Raw genomic sequence first — 20,178 nt, 5'->3', positions numbered from 1 at the left:
CTGACATTTTATAAGGTTTTTTAAAATGTTTTAATTATAGGGGTTATGGGTTTAATTATAGTAGATTCTAAATTATAATAATTATAAATAAGTGAAAGGGGAATTAACTATGGCGAAAGATGATAAAAGATTAACTGGTTTATTTGGGCACCCTGTTTCAGATAGAGAGAATAGTATGACAGCTGGTCCGAGAGGTCCACTATTAATGCAAGATGCATACTTTTTAGAACAAATGTCTCATTTTGATCGTGAAGTAATACCTGAACGTCGTATGCACGCTAAAGGTTCAGGTGCATTTGGTACATTTACTGTAACAAATGATATTACGAAATATACAAATGCTAAAATCTTTTCAGAAATAGGTAAACAAACAGAAATGTTTGCACGATTTTCAACAGTTGCCGGTGAACGTGGGGCAGCTGACTTAGAGAGAGATATCCGTGGATTTGCACTTAAATTTTACACGGAAGAAGGTAACTGGGACTTAGTAGGTAACAATACACCCGTGTTCTTCTTTAGAGATCCTAAGTTGTTTGTTAGTTTAAACCGTGCTGTTAAAAGAGACCCACGTACTAATATGAGAAGTCCTCAAAATAACTGGGATTTCTGGACTGGCGTACCAGAGGCACTTCACCAAGTTACAATTTTAATGTCAGATAGAGGTATGCCAAAAGACTTCCGTCATATGCACGGTTTCGGTTCACATACGTATTCTATGTACAATGACGAGGGTGAACGTGTTTGGGTTAAATATCATTTCAGAACTCAACAAGGCATCGAAAACTACACAGATGATGAAGCGGCTGAAATTGTAGGTCAAGATAGAGAATCATCACAACGTGACCTATACGATGCAATTGAAAATGGCAATTATCCAAAATGGAAAATGTATATCCAAGTTATGACTGAGGAGCAAGCTAAAAATCATCCAGATAATCCGTTTGATTTAACTAAAGTTTGGTATAAAGGTGATTACCCATTAATTGAAGTGGGTGAATTTGAGCTAAATAGAAACCCAGAGAATTATTTCATGGATGTTGAACAAGCTGCTTTTGCTCCAACAAACATTATTCCTGGTCTAGACTTCTCACCAGATAAAATGTTACAAGGACGTCTATTCTCATATGGTGATGCGCAACGTTATAGATTAGGTGTCAATCACTGGCAAATTCCTGTTAACCAACCTAAAGGTGTTGGCATTGAAAATATGTGTCCATTCAGTCGTGATGGTCAAATGAGATTCCTTGATGGAAATCAAGGTGGTGGTCCTCATTATTATCCAAATAATAAAGGTGCTTACCAATCACAACCTGAATATAAAAAACCAGCATTTCCAGTAGATGGAGACGGTTATGAGTACAATCAAAGACAAGATGATGATAATTACTTTGAACAACCTGGTAAATTATTCCGTTTACAATCTGATGATGCCAAAGAAAGAATCTTTACTAACACAGCAAATGCAATGGATGGTGTGAGTGAAGACGTTAAACATAGACACATTCGTCATTGTTATAAAGCTGATCAAGAATATGGTAAAGGTGTTGCCAAAGCATTAGAAATCGATATTAATGATGTTGATTTAGAAGGTACTAACGACGAAACATACGAGAATTTTAAATAGTACTATAAAATTAGATTGCGTAGAGCATTTTAATATGGTAAAATTTTAAATCGTAAGTATTCCTAGTTAAATGAGAAAGGATGTTAATTATGCGCGTTAATGTAACATTAGCTTGCACAGAATGTGGCGATCGTAATTATATTACTACTAAAAATAAACGTAATAATCCTGAGCGTATTGAAATGAAAAAATATTGCCCAAGATTAAATAAATACACGCTACACCGTGAAACTAAATAATCTCTTATCTTTTAAATACGACATTAAAGATAAAGTAAGAACTTGCCGAAGTATAATAATCTTATACTTCGGTTTTTTAATTATTTAAATGAAATTAAGTCATCAGTCTTGTAAATTTAAAATCATGTGTTATTATATAAAAAGTAATTATTACGATTTAAAATAACGGGAGTGATATATATGGCAAAAAAATCTAAAATTGCTAAAGAAATGAAAAGAGAAAAATTAGTTAATCAATATTATGAATTACGTAAAGAATTAAAAGCTAAAGGAGATTATGAAGCATTACGTAAGTTGCCACGTGATTCTTCACCAACGCGTTTAACTCGAAGATGTAAAGTAACAGGACGTCCAAGAGGTGTATTAAGAAAATTTGAAATGTCTAGAATTGCTTTTAGAGAACATGCACACAAAGGACAAATCCCGGGCGTTAAAAAATCAAGTTGGTAAAATACAAATCTAGTACTTTAGTCCATTTACAAGACAATTAAAAAATTGTAAAGTATATAAGGGTGAGAAAATGAATGATTTTTATATTTAATATACTAAACGTTCGTTTTTACTTAATAAATATGATTGTATAGGGGCTAAAAAGTATGAAAATTTTTGATTATGAAGATATTCAATTAATTCCAAATAAATGTATAGTTGAAAGTCGTTCGGAATGTGATACAACTGTTCAATTTGGACCGAAAACGTTTAAGTTACCTGTTGTGCCAGCGAATATGCAAACTGTTATGAGTGAAGAATTAGCGCATTGGTTCGCTAAAAATGATTATTTTTATATTATGCATCGATTTGACGAAGCAGCTCGTATTCCATTTATTCAAAACATGCAAAAAGAAGGATTGTTTGCTTCTATTTCTGTAGGTGTTAAAGCAAATGAATTTAAGTTTATTGAAGAATTAGCTGACAAACAATTAGTTCCTGAATATATTACGATTGATATAGCTCATGGTCATTCGGATTCAGTTATTAAAATGATTAAACACATAAAAAAATATATTCCAAAAACATTTGTAATTGCTGGAAATGTTGGTACGCCAGAAGGTGTTAGAGAACTTGAAAACGCTGGTGCAGATGCAACTAAAGTTGGTATTGGACCAGGTAGAGTTTGTATCACAAAAATAAAAACTGGTTTTGGCACTGGTGGTTGGCAATTAGCAGCATTAAATATTTGTAGTAAAGCAGCGCGTAAACCTATAATCGCTGATGGTGGCTTAAGAACACATGGCGATATTGCTAAATCAATTCGATTTGGTGCAAGCATGGTAATGATAGGATCTCTATTTGCGGCTCATGAAGAATCACCAGGTGAAACTGTTGAATTAGACGGCAAACGTTATAAAGAGTATTTTGGTAGTGCATCTGAATTCCAAAAAGGTGAACACAAGAATGTTGAAGGTAAAAAAATGTTTGTTGAACATAAAGGATCATTAAAAGATACTTTAGTTGAAATGCAACAAGACTTACAAAGCTCGATTTCATATGCAGGTGGAAAAGATTTAAAATCATTAACAACTGTCGATTATGTTATAGTGCGAAATTCAATTTTTAATGGGGACAAGGATTAGAACTTGAGTGGTAGGTGTATGTTATTAAAAAATTCCTTTTATTTTCTTTGGTGTTATTAGTTGTAGCTTTATTCATACCATTAAAGGAAAATCAAACACTAGTAAAATTTCAGAATGACGTAAGAAGTAAAGTTCAGCAAGTTATGAATCAAGATTCGAGTTTAAAAAACAATAGGCTCAAAACACCTACAGAACAGGACTTTGCTATTAATAATATTCAGATGAATATGTCTAAAGACAAAGTTGAAAATCAATTGGGGAAACCTAAAAGAGTAACATCTAATGAATATGGCGCTAAATGGTATACCTATTACAATAATGATTACGATAATTTCATAATGGTTAGCTATTTAGGGAATAAAGTCAATGCTTTATATAGTAATCAAAATGTCATTACATCTAAATCTAAGGTGAAATATAACACCCCTAAAAATGCTGTTGAGGATAGACTCGGTAAACCTTTAAAGGAAATTGTTAAAGGTAGATACCGTGTTGATATAAGTAGCGATGAGTATGATGTTTTCCATGAAGATAATATTTATACAACTGTTTTTTATGATAAACATAATGACAATGGTGTTACTGCATTACTTCAAGTTAGTGACGCCATGGAAAAAAGGTTGACTCAACATTACGGTGCGCCATCTTCAACATTAGAACAAAGCTTTGAATATCAAAATTATGATTTAGTTAATTCTGAGCGTAAACAGCATGGGCTGAATACACTTAGTTACTCGAAAGATGTCTCCGATACAGCAAGAAATCATAGTGAAGACATGGTAAAACAAAATTACTTTGATCATAACAATTTAGATGGTGAATCTCCTTTTGATCGATTAAAAGATGATGACATTGATTTCAATGCGGCAGGTGAAAATTTAGCGTATGGGCAACAAAATAGTATATTTGCTCATGAGGGGTTAATGAATTCACTTGGTCATAGAAAGAATATATTGAATACAAATTTCAGTACTCTAGGCGTAGGCGTTGATTTTAATGACAAACGACAACCATATTGGACAGAAAATTATACGGGCTAAGTGTTTTAATGCGACTTATTAAGGGTATCTTTTAGTTGATAAGGAAGTTGATATTATGACAACTAAAGATGTTAATAAACTAGATATTCTAGATAAGGTTAAAGAAATTTTGAATAAAAAAGAGAATGAAAAGCAAAAGAACTAGCAAAGTTTACATTGTAGACTTTGCTAGTTCTTTGTATATAGAAATATATAAGAGAGAGGTTAACGTAAATTTTAGAAATTAAAACTACAGTTCTCTGTATAAACCAATAACTTTACCGATAACAGTAACGTTATCAAGATAAATAGGACTCATTGTACTATTTTCAGGTTGTAATCTATAACGTGTTTTTTCTTTATAGAAGCGTTTAACTGTTGCTTCATCATCTTCAGTCATCGCAACAATGATGTCCCCATTTTCAGCAATGGTTTGGCTTCTAACTATAACTTTATCTCCATCTAAAATACCTGCCTCAATCATACTTTCACCCACAACATTTAAAATAAAGATATCACTATTGTGAGTTGATGTTAAATGTTCTGGTAAAGGGAAATATTCCTCAATGTTTTCAACTGCAGTAATCGGAATTCCGGCAGTAACTTTACCAATTACAGGAACATAAATTGTTTCCTCCATATTAACTGCATCGTTAGTTTGTTCGCTAACAATTTCAATGGCTCTCGGTTTCGTAGGGTCTCGTTTAATATATCCTTTTTCTTCCAGTCTAGATAGATGACCATGAACAGTTGAACTTGACGCTAACCCTACTGCTTCACCAATTTCTCGTACGCTTGGTGGATATCCTTTAGTTTGTACTACATGTTTAATATAATCGTATATTTCACTTTGACGTTTAGTTAATTCTCTCATATATAGGCACTCCCTAATTTTATTTAACTATATTATAGCACTGATTTAAACATTGAACAAACATTTGTTCGTTTTTATGTTGACTAAGAACAGATGTTCTGTTAAAGTATGTATACAAACAAATGTTCTAGAGGTGAAAGTAATGTTTAATAAATATAAAAATAAATTATTAACTAATATAGCTGTTGTATCAATATCTTGTGTTGTTTTTATAGTATTTTTCATGAATTTATATCATAACGCTCAAATGGAACAAACGTACGAAATAACTGACCATACTATTTCTAAAAAGGCAATTATTAAAGATGATAATAAGAACGTAAATAATACAAATGGGGAACAAAATGACTACAAAGTGTTCGCATTTGTAAGATGATTATAAATTTGAGGTCTGTCAAAGCTATTTAAATGTCAATAGCTTTTGTCTAGACCTCTTTTTTGTTATATTCTATGAAGTAAAAGAGAAAATATTAATGGAAATATAGAAAGAGTGATAGTTATGTCTAATGATAATTTAAATATAGATAGAATTAATGAGCTTGCTAAAAAGAAAAAGGAACAAGGTTTAACTGAAGCTGAAGCTAAAGAGCAATCGAAATTGCGTAAGAAATACCTCGAAGCATTTAGAAAAGGGTTTAAACAACAAATTGAAAGCACAAAGGTGATAGATCCTGAGGATAATGATGTGACACCTGAAAAATTAAAAAACATACAAGAACAAAATAAAAATTAATAAATATTAGAATATAGTTCGTTGAGTTTAAACGATTATCAATTTCAATATTTTTAAGTTATAATATACGAAAGATGATTAAAGTAGAAGGGAAGTATTAGAGATGTTTAACGAGAAAGATCTATTAGCGATTGATACGATTAGAGCTTTAAGTATTGATGCAATCGAAGAAGCTAATTCAGGTCATCCTGGATTACCTATGGGAGCTGCACCAATGGCTTATACTTTATGGACACGCCACTTAAATTTTAATCCTCAATCTAAAGACTATTTTAATAGAGACCGTTTTGTATTGTCGGCTGGACATGGATCTGCGCTATTATACAGCTTGTTACATGTTTCAGGCAGTCTTGAATTAGAAGAATTGAAGCAATTTAGACAATGGGGTTCTAAAACACCTGGACACCCAGAATTCAGACATACTGATGGTGTTGAAGTTACTACTGGCCCACTTGGACAAGGCTTTGCTATGTCTGTAGGTATGGCTCTGGCTGAAGACCATTTAGCTGGTAAATTTAATAAAGATGATTTCAATATTGTTGACCATTATACTTATGTGCTAGCTTCTGATGGTGATTTAATGGAAGGTATTTCTCATGAAGCTGCTTCATTTGCTGGCCATAATCAATTAGATAAGCTAATTGTTTTATATGATTCAAACGATATTTCATTAGATGGCGAATTAAATAAAGCCTTCTCTGAAGATGTTAAGAAACGATTTGAAAGTTATGGTTGGAATCACATATTAGTAAAAGATGGTAATGATTTAGACGCTATCGATAAGGCAATAACTAAAGCTAAGTCTCAAAATGGTCCAACTATGATTGAAGTTAAAACAATTATCGGTTATGGCGCTCCAAACGTGAGTGGTACTAATGGTGTCCATGGTGCACCACTAGGTTCAGATGAGAGAAAATTAACTTTTGAGGCATATGGTTTAGATCCTGAAAAACGTTTCAATGTCCCAGAAGAAGTATATGAAATTTTCCAAACAACTATGTTAAAACGTGCAAATGAGCATGAAGATGCATGGAAAGCATTACTAGAAAATTATTCTAAACAATATCCAGAATTAGCAGATGAATTTAAATTAGCTATTAGTGGTAAACTACCTAAAAACTATAGAGATGAATTACCACGCTTTGATAGCGATCATAATGCAGCAACACGTGCTGATTCAGGTGAAGTAATTCAAGCATTAAGTAAATCAGTTCCGTCATTCTTTGGTGGTTCTGCTGACTTAGCTGGTTCTAACAAATCTAACGTTAAAGAAGCGACTGATTATGATAGAAATACACCTGAAGGTAAAAATATATGGTTTGGTGTACGTGAGTTCGCTATGGGTGCAGCTGTAAATGGTATGGCAGCACACGGTGGATTACACCCTTATGGTGCAACATTCTTTGTATTTAGTGACTACTTAAAACCAGCGTTGCGTTTATCAGCTATCATGGGATTAAATTCAACATTTATCTTCACACATGATTCAATCGCTGTAGGTGAAGATGGACCTACTCATGAGCCAATTGAACAATTAGCGGGTTTAAGATCAATACCAAATATGAATGTCATTCGTCCAGCTGATGGAAATGAAACAAGAGTAGCTTGGGAAGTAGCTCTTGAATCAGAACAAACACCAACTTCTTTAGTATTAACTCGTCAAAATCTACCATATTTAGATGTAGATGAAGAGACAGTTGAACAAGGTGTTCGTAAAGGTGCTTATGTTGTCTTCGAAACTGAAACTAAACCTGAGTATCTATTACTTGCTACTGGTTCTGAAGTTAGCTTAGCAATTGAAGCAGCTAAAGATTTAGATAAACAAGGTAAAGGTGTACGTGTAGTATCAATGCCTAACTGGTTTGCTTTTGAGCAACAATCAGAAGAATATAAAGAGTCTGTAATTCCTAAAGAAATTACTAAACGTGTTGCAATTGAAATGGCATCTCCATTAGGTTGGCACAAATATGTAGGCACTGAAGGTAAAGTGATAGGTATTGACCAATTTGGTGCAAGTGCCCCTGGCGACTTAGTCGTAGAAAAATATGGTTTCACTAAAGAAAATGTATTAAATCAAATTCGCACATTTTAATATTAGATAAGAAATTAGAGAACTGAGAAGGCTTTCATTGGAAAGTCTTCTTTAATTTGAATGAGTAATACAAAATAATTTTTAAGTTAGCTAAAAATAAATATTACATTTGTTTAAGTATTTGTTATGATAACAAATGGATGCAGAATTACTAACTAGCTCTTGAAAATAGAATAGTAATTTAGTAAAATTCAGTAGGATATAGAAAGTGGGTGAAACAATGGCAACATGGTTAGCAATTTTATTAATCATTGTAGCGCTTATCGGTGGACTAGTTGGTGGTTTCTTTTTAGCACGTAAATATATGATGGATTATTTGAAAAAAAACCCACCTATTAATGAAGAAATGTTACGAATGATGATGATGCAAATGGGTCAAAAACCATCGCAAAAGAAAATCAATCAAATGATGACAATGATGAATAAAAACATGGATCAAAACATGAAAAGTTCAAAAAAATAATTTTTAAATGGATTGTAGTACCTTTAAGGTTTACAATCCTTTATTTTTGTAGTAAAACAACTTTAGTGTTATTTAAAAAAGAAAATTTTTAAAAATCTAAATAACTTACAATGAGAAATAAAGAGTAAGAGTTTATGAATATATAAGAAGGTGTAACGTTGGCGTATTTAATTTTTTCTGTTGTATTTGCTTTATTTATGGGTATAGTAGTAATTTTTATTCGAATGAAAGCTCAAAACTTTCCTGTTAATGAAAAGAAAATTATATTACCTCCATTTTTCATGGCTACAGGTGCATTGATGTATGTGATTCCGTACTTTAGATTGACTGGTACTGAAATTTTAGAGTCGATTATTCTAGGTGTCTTATTCTCATCTGTTCTTATATGGACAAGTCACTTTGAGGTACACGGTACTGAAATTTATATGAAGCGTTCAAAAGCATTTCCAATCATTTTAATTTCTTTATTAATTATACGCACTGTAATTAAAATATTTATCAGTAGTAAAATTGATCCAGGTGAAATTGGCGGCATGTTCTTCTTACTTGCGTTTAGCATGATTGTTCCTTGGAGATTAGCAATGTTATATAAATATAAAAAGTTGAAAAGGTCAACTGTCAAATAATTGAATAATGATTTAAAAAATGATGTATTTTAAATTACTTTGAAAATTTTAGTAGAGCCTGGGACATAAATTAATATCTCAGGCTATAATTACATATTGGAAGTAGTTGAATGAATTAAAAACACACTTGTAACAAGCTTTTTTAATTCGATTCAACCTTGCCGGGCTGAGCGGGACCCCAACAAAGAGAATTTCAAAATAAGAAATTCTACAAGCAATGCAAGTTGGGGTTATTAATAGCTGCTTAATAACATAGGTGGGACAATGAATTTAAATTAATCATTGTTCCATCTTTTTTAGTTTGAACAATAGTATGATTCAAGATATAATATACACGAACAAACGTTCTAAAGGGAGGTCATTATGAAGGTTATTCACACTGCTGATTGGCATTTAGGTAAGATTTTAAATGGTAAGCAATTTTTAGAAGATCAACATTACATATTGAACAAATTTATTGATAATTTGAAGGAAGAGAAACCAGATGTTCTGGTTATTTCGGGTGATATATACGATACGTCTTATCCTAGTAAGGAGACCATTAGACTTTTTGAAGAAACGATTAAAACTATAAATGTAAATATGAAAATTCCTACAATTATAACCAATGGAAATCATGATGGTAGAGAAAGATTAAATTATGGGTCAACATGGTTTGAGTTTTCACATTTATATATTAGAACGCAACTAGAATTAATGTCTACCCCTATAACTATTAATAATATTAACTTTTACACACTTCCTTTTGCCACTATTAGTGAAATTAAGGCTTACTTTAATGATGATGATATCAAGACATATGAGCAAGCAACTCAAAAGTGTATTAACCACATTTCGAAGATTATAGACCCTAATCAAATTAATATTTTAATTGGCCATTTAACCATAAAAGGTGGTAAAACATCAGAATCTGAAAGGCCACTTACAATTGGAACAGTTGAAAGTGTAGAAAGCGCTAACTTCCAAATTTTTGACAAAGTACTATTAGGGCATCTTCATCATCCATTTAGTATTACTGATAATATTGTTGATTACAGTGGTTCGTTATTACAATACTCATTTTCTGAAGTGAACCAGGCCAAAGGATACAAAAAATTAATGATTAGTTCAAAAAATGACATAAATACTAAGTTTGTACAATTAAAACCTTTAAGAGAGTTAGAAGAAATTGAAGGTGACTACTCGGCTGTTATACAAGGAGACGTTCCTGTGAAAAATAAGGGCAATTATTTTCACTTCAAACTTAAAAATATGTCTCATGTCACGGACCCTATCATCCACCTTAAACAGATATACCCAAATACACTCTCGCTTAGTAATATCACTTTTGAAAATGATAATAAATCAACGTACGCAGATTTTAAAACTACAGATGATCCTACAATAATTAAAAATTTCTACAAAATAATTACGGGTGAAGAGTTAACAAACTATCAAGAGAAGAAAATACATCAATTATTAAATCAAGTTATCAATAGGGAGGATTAAATAATTGAGACCAACTAAATTAATACTTAATAATTTTGGACCTTTCATACATGAAGTTATTGATTTTGAACAAATAAATAATGAACAGTTATTTTTAATTAGTGGAAAAACTGGTTCGGGAAAAACTATGTTATTTGATGGCATTGTTTATGCTCTATTTGGTAAGGCTTCTACAGAGGGGAGAAATGAGGGAGAATTACGAAGTCATTTTGCAGATGGTAAATCCCCGATGAGTGTAGAATATGAATTTAAAATTAACGATAAAAAATTTAAAATATCTAGACAGGCTGGATTTATTAAAGAGGGGAATACTTCTTTAACACCTGGTAAACTTGATGTTTTTGAATTTGATGAAGAAAGTCAGCTTTACGAACTACGAGAGAGTAAAATCAGCTCTGGTAATGGTTTTATCAAAGATCTGTTAGGTATCAACGCTGAACAATTTAGACAATTATTCATATTACCTCAAGGAGAATTTAAGAAATTTTTAGTATCTAACAGTTCCGATAAACAAAGTATTTTAAGAACATTATTCAATAGTATTCGTTTTGAAGAGATGCAAAATTTATTGTTAAATCAAGTTAAAGACGAGAAGAAACAAATAGAATCACGTTATAGTCAGATTCAAATACTTTGGGAAGATATTGAAACATTTGAGAATGATGGATTAATTCAATTTAAATCTTTGAATAGTATGCAAACCAAAGACATTATTAATGCAATACCTCAGTTTGAACAAGTAGGTCAACACTTAAATGAAAAATATGAACAATTAAAATCTGAACACCATGATGCGCTTGAAGCTATTAAAAGAAAAATTGAAGAAAACAATAAATTAATAGAATCACTTAAAGAACTTGATCGAAATAAAGATAAGAAAGTGCAACTAGAAAGAAACAAAGATAGTATTGAAAAATTAAAAGCTGAATTACGTAAAATTATGGAAATTAAACCCTTGAGTCAATTGTATAATCAAAGAAACGCAAAGGAACAAAAATATGAAAATACTAAGGTTAAGTTAAATTCTATTCTTGAAGAGTTAGATGAACTTAATGATAAATTAGAGAAATTTAAGATAGAAAAAGAAATTTTAAATCAACAATCAGAAGATATTAACATTAAGTCTGTATATATTGATAAAACTAAACAGTTTTATACAAACATAAATAAGTATCGTGAAGCTTTTAACGAAATTAAACAAAATGAAACATACTTAAAAGAGAATAATCAAAAGCAAGAAGAAAATAAGAATTTAATTGATAAATTAAATAATGATATAGCTAAAATAGATGTAAATAACGAGAATATTGACGAAATAACACAGGAGATATTCCAATTAAAAAACACTTTTGATAAAAAAGTGACTTTGAGAGAAAACAAGAAAAAATACCAATCTTTAAGTCAAAAATACAACGAAACAGAGAATAGTATTAAAAAAACTAAAGAACAAATTTCAGATTTAAAACTTCAATTAGAAAATATAGACAAGTCAAATATTGATTTAAATGATAAACAAACATTTATTCAAGAAATTCAAAATGCACTTCATGTTGGAGATACATGTCCTATCTGTGGTAATGAAATTGAGTCTCTCAATGAACATATTAATTTTAATGAAATAGCTAAGAATCAAAATTTAATAAAAGAAGTTAATAATCAGTTAAATAAAGAAATAAATGAGTTAACTAAACTTGAAACCACTTCTGATTATATTAGTAATCAAATGAGTGAGTTAGAAATAAATGATGATGAAATTAGTGATATCGACGAAATAGAACAACAATTAAGAACTAAAAATAAGGAAAAAGAAAAACTACAACTTCAAATTAAGCAACGTGAAAAGTTTAAAAGTGCACTAGATAAGCATAAAGATGTTAATCATAGCTTACAAATTAAGCATGAAAAACTTTTATCATTGAAGCATCAATTTGAAACACTAATAAAAGAATTTAAAAGCTACACTAATTATGATGAAACTAATAAATTTGAACAGTGCTTTAAGCAATATGAACAGATAGTAACTGATCATGTTTCTAAGAACGAAGTATTAGAGAAAGAAATAAATCAAACAAAACAACAAATTGAAATCGAAACAAATAATCTAAACAATAATCAATTAGTTATTAAAGAACTTGAACAAGAAATTAGTGGTCATAGCGATGAAATTAATCAAGAAATGAAGCGAATTGGACTAAATTCATACAAAGATGTTGAAATTTTATTATCTAAGTTAGACAACAAAGAGCAAATTGAAATGAAAATTCAGCAATATGAGCATGATCATCAAAAACTTACTTTAGAAATTGAACGACTATCTCAACTTACAAAAGACAATAAACCTGAATCGGTTGAAAAATTGGAAGCTACAAAAACTGAAATTGAATCCAACTATAATAAGTACGTTGAAGCGAGTGCTACAATTCAATATCAAGTACAGAAAAATAAAGACAAATTTAATAGTATAATGGATCATATAAATTATTTAGAGAAAGAATTAAAAGAACAACAAGAAATCTTTGAATTATCAGAGGTACTATCAGGAAAAAATAGTAAAAAATTAACGCTTGAAAACTATGTGCTTGTTCATTACTTAGAACGAATCATCCATCAAGCAAATATTCGTTTAGAACGTATGAGTGGGGAAAGATATCAGCTAAAAAGAAGAGAATCTATATCTCATGGTTATAGTGGTTTGGAAATTGAAGTGTTTGATTTTCATTCAAATAAATCTAGACATATTAGTTCATTATCAGGTGGTGAAACGTTCCAAGCATCTCTAGCTTTAGCGCTAGGATTGAGTGAAGTGGTTCAACAAGAGTCTGGTGGTATTACCCTTGAGTCAATGTTTATAGATGAAGGCTTTGGTACGTTAGATCAAGAAACATTAGAAACTGCTCTAGATACTTTGGTTAAATTAAAAACTTCAGGCAGGATGGTTGGTATCATATCTCACGTTAGTGAACTTAAACAACGCATTCCATTAATACTTGAAGTAACATCAAATCAATATCAAAGTCAAACTCGATTTAAGTGGAACTAAAAAAGAGCGTATGGCAAAATTAATACAATATTGCCATACGGTCTTAAATTATGATTATTTAGCTCTTAACAAATCGCGGATTTCTGTTAATAAAACAGTATTTTCTTCGATTTCTTCTTCAGGCTCTTCTTTCTTCACTAAAGTATTTGCGATTTTAACAAATATAAATAGTGCGATTGCTACAATTATAAAATCAATAATTGATTGGATAAATAGGCCATATTTAATACCCCAGAATTCCCAATCTTTAGCAAAATCAACAGAACCGAAAATTTTACCAATTAATGGCATGATAATGTATGTAACTAATGATGTAACAATTTTATTGAATGCTGCACCCATAACTACAGCGATTGCTAAATCTAGCACGTTACCTTTAAGAGCAAACTCTTTAAATTCTTTAAACATAATTCAATACCCCTCACATAAGAATAAAATATATTATACAATATATAAATATTTTAGTAAATGTTTAATTTAAAAGAAATTTGATATTGTATAAAGGCTTTGTTATCCTTTAATATAGCGTCTTAAATTACTTCATAGTTATTTCAAACTAATTTTTAAATTTAATATAGGAAAGGGGTAAGTAAATTATGAATTCTTCTTCTGAAGAAACAAAACAAAACAAGAAGTTTTCATCGGTTTTTATTTACAGTGCTATCGTAGTAGCCATTGTTGTATTAATCGGTGCATTTTTACCTGAGCAATTCGGTAAAATTACAGGTGACATCAGTAGTTGGATTACTGAAAAGCTTGGCTGGTATTACATGATTTTGATTACTGTAATAGTGTTCTTTTGTATCTTTTTAATTTTTAGTCCAATCGGTAAACTTAAACTAGGTAAACCTAATGATAAACCTGAATTTAATACTGTTTCATGGTTTGCGATGTTATTTAGTGCCGGTATGGGAATAGGTTTAGTGTTCTACGGTGCAGCTGAACCTATGGCAGATTTTGCCTCACCACCTAATGCCGATCCTAAAACTACTGAAGCATATACAGAAGCATTACGTTCTACATTTTTCCACTGGGGATTCCATGCTTGGGCTGTATATGGTGTAGTTGCATTAGCTTTAGCTTACGCACAATTTAGAAAAAATGAACCAGGTTTAATTTCTCGTACACTACGCCCTATTTTAGGAGACAAAGTGGAAGGACCTATAGGAACAATTATTGACGTTCTTTCAGTATTTGCGACTGTTGTAGGTGTAGCCGTTTCACTTGGTATGGGAGCGTTACAAATTAATGGTGGACTTCATTACTTATTTGGTGTTCCAAATAATGTATGGGTTCAATCTATTATAATTGTCGTAGTTACAATATTATTTATTGCTAGTGCATGGTCTGGTTTAAGTAAAGGTATTCAATATTTAAGTAACTTAAATATTGGTTTAGGTACTGTTTTAATGATTATTGCTTTAATTATTGGACCTACTGTACTTATTTTAAATATGTTTACTAGTTCAACTGGTAGCTTATTAAATTCATTCTTATTCAACAGTTTTGACACTGCAGCATTAAATGGTCAAAAACGTGAATGGATGTCTTCATGGACCCTTTATTATTGGGGTTGGTGGTTAAGTTGGAGTCCATTCGTAGGTGTATTTATTGCACGTGTGTCTAAAGGACGTTCAATTCGTGAATTTATCTCAGGTGTTTTACTAGTACCAGCAATCGTAAGTTTCTTATGGTTCAGTGTATTTGGTGTGTTAGGTATTGAAACAGGTAAAAAACACCCTGAATTATTTAAAATGACACCTGAAACTCAGTTGTTCGGTGTATTCCACCACGTTCCATTAGGAATGGCATTATCACTTATAGCATTAGTACTAATTGCTTCATTCTTTATCACATCTGCCGATTCAGCTACATTTGTGTTGGGTATGCAAACAACATTTGGTTCTCTTGAACCTTCTAGTGCTGTGAAAGTAACATGGGGTGTTTCTCAATCATTAATCGCATTCATCTTATTACTAGCAGGTGGCGGAAACGGTGCTGACGCATTAAATGCTATTCAAAGTGCGGCAATTATAAGTGCGTTCCCATTCTCCTTTGTAGTTATAATGATGATGATTAGTTTCTATAAAGATGCAAACCAAGAACGTAAATTCTTAGGATTAACACTTCAACCAAACAAACATAGACTTCAAGATTATGTTAAAAGTCAACAACAAGATTATGAATCTGATATTTTAGAAAAGCGTGAATCAAGAAGAAACGCTGAAAAATAATATGAAGTCATCATAATAACATTATTGCCCTTAAGTGCTTTTATAAGTACTTGAGGGTTTTTTATGAATTTTAAAGAGATCATGTTATATATTAATGAAAATCATTCTCAATTAATAATATTTACTTATAGTGGTAAGCACATATGATAAGAATAACTTATATACACTGATTATAAATGCGAAAGCTAAATCACATGAAATGTAGGTATATACAGTTGTTTTGAAAAACATATAATTATACAATTTATTTAAAGGCATATAAATATGAATTTTAATATTCAAGGGGGATATATAAATGACTTCTAACATTAAGCAACAAGCTAAAAAGACATTTGAAGCAAATGGCCAGTCATATACGTACTATGATTTAAAAAGTTTAGAAGAACAAGGTTTAACAAAAATAAGTAAATTACCTTACTCAATTCGTGTTTTATTAGAATCAGTATTAAGACAAGAAGATGAATTTGTCATTACTGATGAACATATTAAAGCGTTGGGTAACTTTGGCAATGAAGGAAATGAAGGTGAAGTACCTTTCAAACCATCTCGTGTTATTCTGCAAGACTTCACAGGTGTTCCTGCAGTTGTTGATTTAGCATCATTACGTAAAGCAATGAACGATGTTGGTGGGGATATTAATAAAATCAACCCAGAAGTGCCAGTTGACTTAGTCATTGACCACTCTGTTCAAGTTGATAGCTATGCTAATCCAGATGCATTAGAAAGAAATATGAAATTAGAATTCGAACGTAACTATGAGCGTTATCAATTTTTAAATTGGGCGACTAAAGCATTTGATAACTATAATGCTGTTCCCCCTGCAACTGGTATTGTTCACCAAGTAAACTTAGAATATCTTGCAAATGTTGTACACGTTCGCGATGTTGATGGAGAACAGACGGCATTTCCTGACACACTTGTAGGAACTGACTCTCATACTACAATGATCAATGGTATTGGTGTATTAGGTTGGGGTGTTGGTGGTATTGAAGCTGAAGCGGGTATGCTAGGACAACCTTCTTACTTCCCAATCCCTGAAGTAATTGGTGTTCGATTAACTAATTCATTACCACAAGGTTCAACAGCTACTGATTTAGCATTACGTGTGACTCAAGAACTACGTAAAAAAGGTGTAGTTGGCAAATTTGTTGAATTCTTCGGTCCTGGTGTAACTGACTTACCATTAGCAGATCGTGCAACAATCGCTAACATGGCGCCTGAATATGGTGCAACTTGTGGTTTCTTCCCAGTTGATGAAGAATCTCTTAAATATATGAGATTAACTGGACGTAAAGAAGAGCATGTTGAATTAGTTAAAGCTTATTTAGAACAAAATAATATGTTCTTCACTGTAGATAAAGAAGACCCAGAATATACAGATGTCATCGACTTAGATTTATCTACTGTTGAAGCTTCATTATCAGGTCCAAAACGTCCACAAGATTTAATTTTCTTAAGTGATATGAAGAAAGAATTTGAAAAATCTGTTACAGCACCTGCTGGTAACCAAGGACATGGACTAGATAAAAGTGAATTTGATAAAAAAGCAAATATCAATTTTGCTGACGGTTCAACTGCAACAATGAAAACAGGTGATATTGCTATCGCAGCTATCACATCATGTACAAATACATCTAACCCATATGTTATGTTAGGTGCAGGATTAGTTGCTAAAAAAGCCGTTGAAAAAGGTCTTAAAGTTCCTGAATTTGTTAAAACTTCATTAGCACCAGGTTCAAAAGTTGTAACTGGATACTTAAGAGATTCAGGTCTTCAAGAATATTTAGATGACTTAGGATTTAACTTAGTTGGTTACGGCTGTACGACATGTATTGGTAACTCTGGTCCATTATTACCTGAAATCGAAAAAGCAGTGGCTGAAGAAGATTTACTAGTTACATCAGTATTATCTGGTAACCGTAACTTTGAAGGTCGTATCCATCCATTAGTTAAAGCAAACTATTTAGCTTCTCCTCAATTAGTAGTAGCTTATGCATTAGCTGGTACAGTGGATATTGATTTACAAAATGAGCCAATTGGAAAAGGTAAAGACGGTCAAGATGTTTACTTAAACGATATCTGGCCAACAATTCAAGAGGTTGCAGATACTGTAGATAGTGTTGTAACACCTGAACTATTCTTAGAAGAATATAAAAACGTGTATAATAACAATGAAATGTGGAATGAAATTGATGTAACAGATGCACCATTATATGACTTTGATCCTAATTCAACATATATCCAAAATCCATCATTCTTCCAAGGTTTATCAAAAGAGCCTGGTACAATTGAACCACTTAAAGATTTAAGAGTTATGGGTAAATTTGGCGATTCTGTTACGACTGACCATATTTCTCCAGCCGGTGCAATCGGTAAAGACACACCAGCTGGTAAATATTTGTTAGATCATGATGTACCTATTAGAAACTTTAACTCTTACGGTTCTCGACGTGGTAACCATGAAGTAATGGTAAGAGGTACATTTGCTAATATTCGTATTAAAAACCAATTAGCGCCAGGTACTGAGGGTGGATTCACTACTTACTGGCCTACAGATGAAGTAATGCCTATATATGATGCAGCTATGAAATATAAAGAAGACGGTACTGGTTTAGCTGTTTTAGCAGGAAACGACTACGGTATGGGTTCTTCTCGTGACTGGGCTGCAAAAGGTACAAACTTATTAGGTGTGAAAACTGTTATCGCTCAAAGCTATGAACGTATTCACCGTTCTAACTTAGTTATGATGGGTGTTTTACCATTGCAATTTAAAGATGGTGAATCAGCAGAATCATTAGGATTAGATGGTAAAGAAGCTATTTCTGTTGATATTGACGAAACAGTAAGTCCACGTGATACTGTGAAAGTACATGCTAAAAAAGAAAATGGTGAAGTCGTTGATTTTGAAGCAATTGTACGATTTGATTCACTAGTAGAATTAGATTACTATCGTCATGGTGGTATTTTACAAATGGTTCTTAGAAATAAATTAGCGCAATAATATATGAATTTTAAAGCCATGCTGACTTTATGTTGGGATGGCTTTTTTATGTTAATATGAATTATGAATGATTTTGGAAAAGAGGTACTTAAGAATGATATACAGTATGACTGAAATTGAAGCTAGATATCAAGAAACAGATAAAATGGGTGTGATTTATCATGGTAATTATGCAACATGGTTTGAGGTTGCACGAACAGATTATATCCGAAAGTTGGGTTTTAGTTATGCAGATATGGAAAAAGAGGGCATCATTTCTCCAGTTGTAGACCTCCAAATAAAATATAGAAAATCAATTTTTTATCCTGAAAAAGTGACAGTCAAAACATGGGTTGAGCAATATTCAAGACTTAAATCAGTTTATTGTTATGAAGTATATAATGAGAATGGAGATCTTGCCACAACTGGTTCAACTCAATTAATTTGTATGAAATCAAGTAATTTTCGACCAATTAGATTAGACCGTTACTTCCCAGAATGGCATAAGGTTTATAGTCATGTAGATAAATTAAATCAAGATGGAAAAGATTTTGAAGTGACACAATCAAGCGACCTTGAAATATAGATGATATACAAGACTTAGGGAGAGGAATGTATTCATTTAACCCCAGCTTGCTTAGCTTGAAGAATTTCAGGGCGAAATTCTCTATGCTAGGGCCCCGACCCCAGCTTGCTTAGCTTGAAGAATTTCAGGGCGAAATTCTCTATTCGAGGGCCGACCATCATTTACCTTACCTTTAAAATTTTTATTGTGATTTCAAGCGTTTAGATTTATCACTAATATGTATTAAAAAAACTGAGAAATGCTACATGCGAGCGTCTTCTCAGTTCTTTTATATATGCTTAGTTAAATTCAACGGTTTTTATGACTTACTTCAATTTAGAATAGGCAATTTCATCATCATGATCTACTTTTTCAACGAGGACTTCATTGTCCTCAAAATACCATAGATCTTCTTCTGAAACGACTAATATCAAATCATTATAATTTTCTTCGTAACCAATTTCTACATCTTCTCTTGGTTCAACGCGAAAGGCAGGACTGAAACCTTGTTTAAGTTGAAATTCACCACCATAGCGAACGTAAAACTGTAAAACTTTGTTATTTTCAGGTAAGTCTAGTTCATCTTTAAACCATTCTACAGCTTGATCTGTTAGTTTAATTTTCATT

At 31.8% G+C, this 20,178-nt stretch carries 18 protein-coding genes; 15 read left to right on the top strand and 3 right to left on the bottom strand.

The window, feature by feature from the left end:
• The first annotated feature begins 109 nt into the window (after positions 1-109).
• The 5 genes from SBL15_RS05910 to SBL15_RS05890 all read left to right on the top strand — a co-directional run bounded on the left by SBL15_RS05910 (position 110) and on the right by SBL15_RS05890 (position 4,477).
• Positions 110-1,624, top strand: a complete 1,515-nt coding sequence (locus tag SBL15_RS05910; RefSeq protein WP_107612502.1) for a catalase — start codon at positions 110-112, stop codon at positions 1,622-1,624.
• Positions 1,625-1,713: 89 nt separating this feature from the next.
• On the top strand, positions 1,714-1,863 hold the full coding sequence (gene rpmG / locus SBL15_RS05905; protein WP_001265708.1) for a 50S ribosomal protein L33: 150 nt from the start codon (positions 1,714-1,716) through the stop codon (positions 1,861-1,863).
• 180 nt (positions 1,864-2,043) lie between these two features.
• Positions 2,044-2,313 (top strand): 30S ribosomal protein S14, encoded by a 270-nt coding sequence (gene rpsN / locus SBL15_RS05900; RefSeq protein ID WP_011275862.1) that lies wholly within the window; start codon positions 2,044-2,046, stop codon positions 2,311-2,313.
• Between the two features lie 146 nt (positions 2,314-2,459).
• Entirely contained in the window at positions 2,460-3,437 is a 978-nt protein-coding gene (guaC, locus tag SBL15_RS05895; protein WP_037537140.1) for a GMP reductase, read from the top strand.
• A gap of 14 nt (positions 3,438-3,451) precedes the next feature.
• The gene (locus SBL15_RS05890; protein WP_317955429.1) at positions 3,452-4,477 is read left to right on the top strand and encodes a CAP domain-containing protein; all 1,026 of its coding nucleotides are present in this window, start codon (positions 3,452-3,454) and stop codon (positions 4,475-4,477) included.
• A gap of 229 nt (positions 4,478-4,706) precedes the next feature.
• Here SBL15_RS05890 and lexA read toward each other — a convergent pair whose 3' ends face one another.
• Entirely contained in the window at positions 4,707-5,330 is a 624-nt protein-coding gene (gene lexA / locus SBL15_RS05885) for a transcriptional repressor LexA (RefSeq protein ID WP_011275859.1), read from the bottom strand.
• Between the two features lie 142 nt (positions 5,331-5,472).
• On the opposite strand from lexA, the gene sosA reads away from it, so the two are divergent.
• The 7 genes from sosA (at position 5,473) to sbcC (ending at position 13,772) form a co-directional block, all read left to right on the top strand.
• Positions 5,473-5,706 (top strand): DNA damage-induced cell division inhibitor SosA, encoded by a 234-nt coding sequence (gene sosA, locus SBL15_RS05880; protein WP_107612636.1) that lies wholly within the window; start codon positions 5,473-5,475, stop codon positions 5,704-5,706.
• Positions 5,707-5,829: 123 nt separating this feature from the next.
• Positions 5,830-6,063, top strand: coding sequence for a DUF896 domain-containing protein (locus SBL15_RS05875; protein ID WP_317955427.1), 234 nt, complete (start codon positions 5,830-5,832; stop codon positions 6,061-6,063).
• Positions 6,064-6,166: 103 nt separating this feature from the next.
• Positions 6,167-8,155 carry a transketolase gene (gene tkt / locus SBL15_RS05870; protein WP_107612638.1) on the top strand — a complete coding sequence of 663 codons (1,989 nt, stop codon included), beginning with the start codon at positions 6,167-6,169 and terminating at the stop codon, positions 8,153-8,155.
• A gap of 220 nt (positions 8,156-8,375) precedes the next feature.
• A complete protein-coding gene (locus SBL15_RS05865; RefSeq protein ID WP_011275855.1) occupies positions 8,376-8,618 on the top strand; it encodes a YneF family protein in 243 nt (80 codons plus the stop codon).
• 158 nt (positions 8,619-8,776) lie between these two features.
• Positions 8,777-9,244 (top strand): CcdC family protein, encoded by a 468-nt coding sequence (locus tag SBL15_RS05860; protein ID WP_037537138.1) that lies wholly within the window; start codon positions 8,777-8,779, stop codon positions 9,242-9,244.
• Between the two features lie 363 nt (positions 9,245-9,607).
• Complete coding sequence (gene sbcD, locus SBL15_RS05855; RefSeq protein ID WP_317955425.1) at positions 9,608-10,732, top strand: exonuclease subunit SbcD; 1,125 nt, start codon at positions 9,608-9,610, stop codon at positions 10,730-10,732.
• A gap of 4 nt (positions 10,733-10,736) precedes the next feature.
• On the top strand, positions 10,737-13,772 hold the full coding sequence (gene sbcC, locus SBL15_RS05850) for an exonuclease subunit SbcC (RefSeq protein ID WP_317955422.1): 3,036 nt from the start codon (positions 10,737-10,739) through the stop codon (positions 13,770-13,772).
• Between the two features lie 54 nt (positions 13,773-13,826).
• Here the strand turns inward: sbcC and mscL are convergent, their stop codons facing one another.
• On the bottom strand, positions 13,827-14,180 hold the full coding sequence (mscL, locus tag SBL15_RS05845) for a large conductance mechanosensitive channel protein MscL (RefSeq protein ID WP_033080045.1): 354 nt from the start codon (positions 14,178-14,180) through the stop codon (positions 13,827-13,829).
• A 188-nt stretch (positions 14,181-14,368) separates the two neighbouring features.
• Here mscL and SBL15_RS05840 point away from each other — a divergent pair, with 188 nt between their 5' ends.
• The 3 genes from SBL15_RS05840 to menI all read left to right on the top strand — a co-directional run bounded on the left by SBL15_RS05840 (position 14,369) and on the right by menI (position 19,572).
• On the top strand, positions 14,369-16,006 hold the full coding sequence (locus SBL15_RS05840; protein ID WP_107612240.1) for a BCCT family transporter: 1,638 nt from the start codon (positions 14,369-14,371) through the stop codon (positions 16,004-16,006).
• A 295-nt stretch (positions 16,007-16,301) separates the two neighbouring features.
• A complete protein-coding gene (gene acnA, locus SBL15_RS05835) occupies positions 16,302-19,007 on the top strand; it encodes an aconitate hydratase AcnA (RefSeq protein WP_011275849.1) in 2,706 nt (901 codons plus the stop codon).
• Positions 19,008-19,101: 94 nt separating this feature from the next.
• Positions 19,102-19,572, top strand: coding sequence for a 1,4-dihydroxy-2-naphthoyl-CoA hydrolase MenI (gene menI / locus SBL15_RS05830; protein WP_107612239.1), 471 nt, complete (start codon positions 19,102-19,104; stop codon positions 19,570-19,572).
• 305 nt (positions 19,573-19,877) lie between these two features.
• Here the strand turns inward: menI and SBL15_RS05825 are convergent, their stop codons facing one another.
• Entirely contained in the window at positions 19,878-20,177 is a 300-nt protein-coding gene (locus SBL15_RS05825) for a HesB/YadR/YfhF family protein (protein WP_011275847.1), read from the bottom strand.
• Position 20,178: the final 1 nt, after the last annotated feature.

Source organism: Staphylococcus sp. NWU MKU2 (assembly GCF_033283605.1).
Lineage (GTDB): Bacteria > Bacillota > Bacilli > Staphylococcales > Staphylococcaceae > Staphylococcus > Staphylococcus haemolyticus.
This window is presented reverse-complemented; position numbering and strand designations above follow the sequence as displayed.

What these genes read in the sequence shown, in the direction of transcription:
- SBL15_RS05910 (WP_107612502.1), top strand. Translation starts at nt 110, where the DNA reads ATGGCGAAAGATGATAAAAGATTAACTGGTTTATTTGGGCACCCTGTT.
- rpmG (WP_001265708.1), top strand. Translation starts at nt 1,714, where the DNA reads ATGCGCGTTAATGTAACATTAGCTTGCACAGAATGTGGCGATCGTAAT.
- rpsN (WP_011275862.1), top strand. Translation starts at nt 2,044, where the DNA reads ATGGCAAAAAAATCTAAAATTGCTAAAGAAATGAAAAGAGAAAAATTA.
- guaC (WP_037537140.1), top strand. Translation starts at nt 2,460, where the DNA reads ATGAAAATTTTTGATTATGAAGATATTCAATTAATTCCAAATAAATGT.
- lexA (WP_011275859.1), bottom strand. Translation starts at nt 5,330, where the DNA reads ATGAGAGAATTAACTAAACGTCAAAGTGAAATATACGATTATATTAAA.
- sosA (WP_107612636.1), top strand. Translation starts at nt 5,473, where the DNA reads ATGTTTAATAAATATAAAAATAAATTATTAACTAATATAGCTGTTGTA.
- SBL15_RS05875 (WP_317955427.1), top strand. Translation starts at nt 5,830, where the DNA reads ATGTCTAATGATAATTTAAATATAGATAGAATTAATGAGCTTGCTAAA.
- tkt (WP_107612638.1), top strand. Translation starts at nt 6,167, where the DNA reads ATGTTTAACGAGAAAGATCTATTAGCGATTGATACGATTAGAGCTTTA.
- SBL15_RS05865 (WP_011275855.1), top strand. Translation starts at nt 8,376, where the DNA reads ATGGCAACATGGTTAGCAATTTTATTAATCATTGTAGCGCTTATCGGT.
- sbcD (WP_317955425.1), top strand. Translation starts at nt 9,608, where the DNA reads ATGAAGGTTATTCACACTGCTGATTGGCATTTAGGTAAGATTTTAAAT.
- mscL (WP_033080045.1), bottom strand. Translation starts at nt 14,180, where the DNA reads ATGTTTAAAGAATTTAAAGAGTTTGCTCTTAAAGGTAACGTGCTAGAT.
- SBL15_RS05840 (WP_107612240.1), top strand. Translation starts at nt 14,369, where the DNA reads ATGAATTCTTCTTCTGAAGAAACAAAACAAAACAAGAAGTTTTCATCG.
- acnA (WP_011275849.1), top strand. Translation starts at nt 16,302, where the DNA reads ATGACTTCTAACATTAAGCAACAAGCTAAAAAGACATTTGAAGCAAAT.
- menI (WP_107612239.1), top strand. Translation starts at nt 19,102, where the DNA reads ATGATATACAGTATGACTGAAATTGAAGCTAGATATCAAGAAACAGAT.
- SBL15_RS05825 (WP_011275847.1), bottom strand. Translation starts at nt 20,177, where the DNA reads ATGAAAATTAAACTAACAGATCAAGCTGTAGAATGGTTTAAAGATGAA.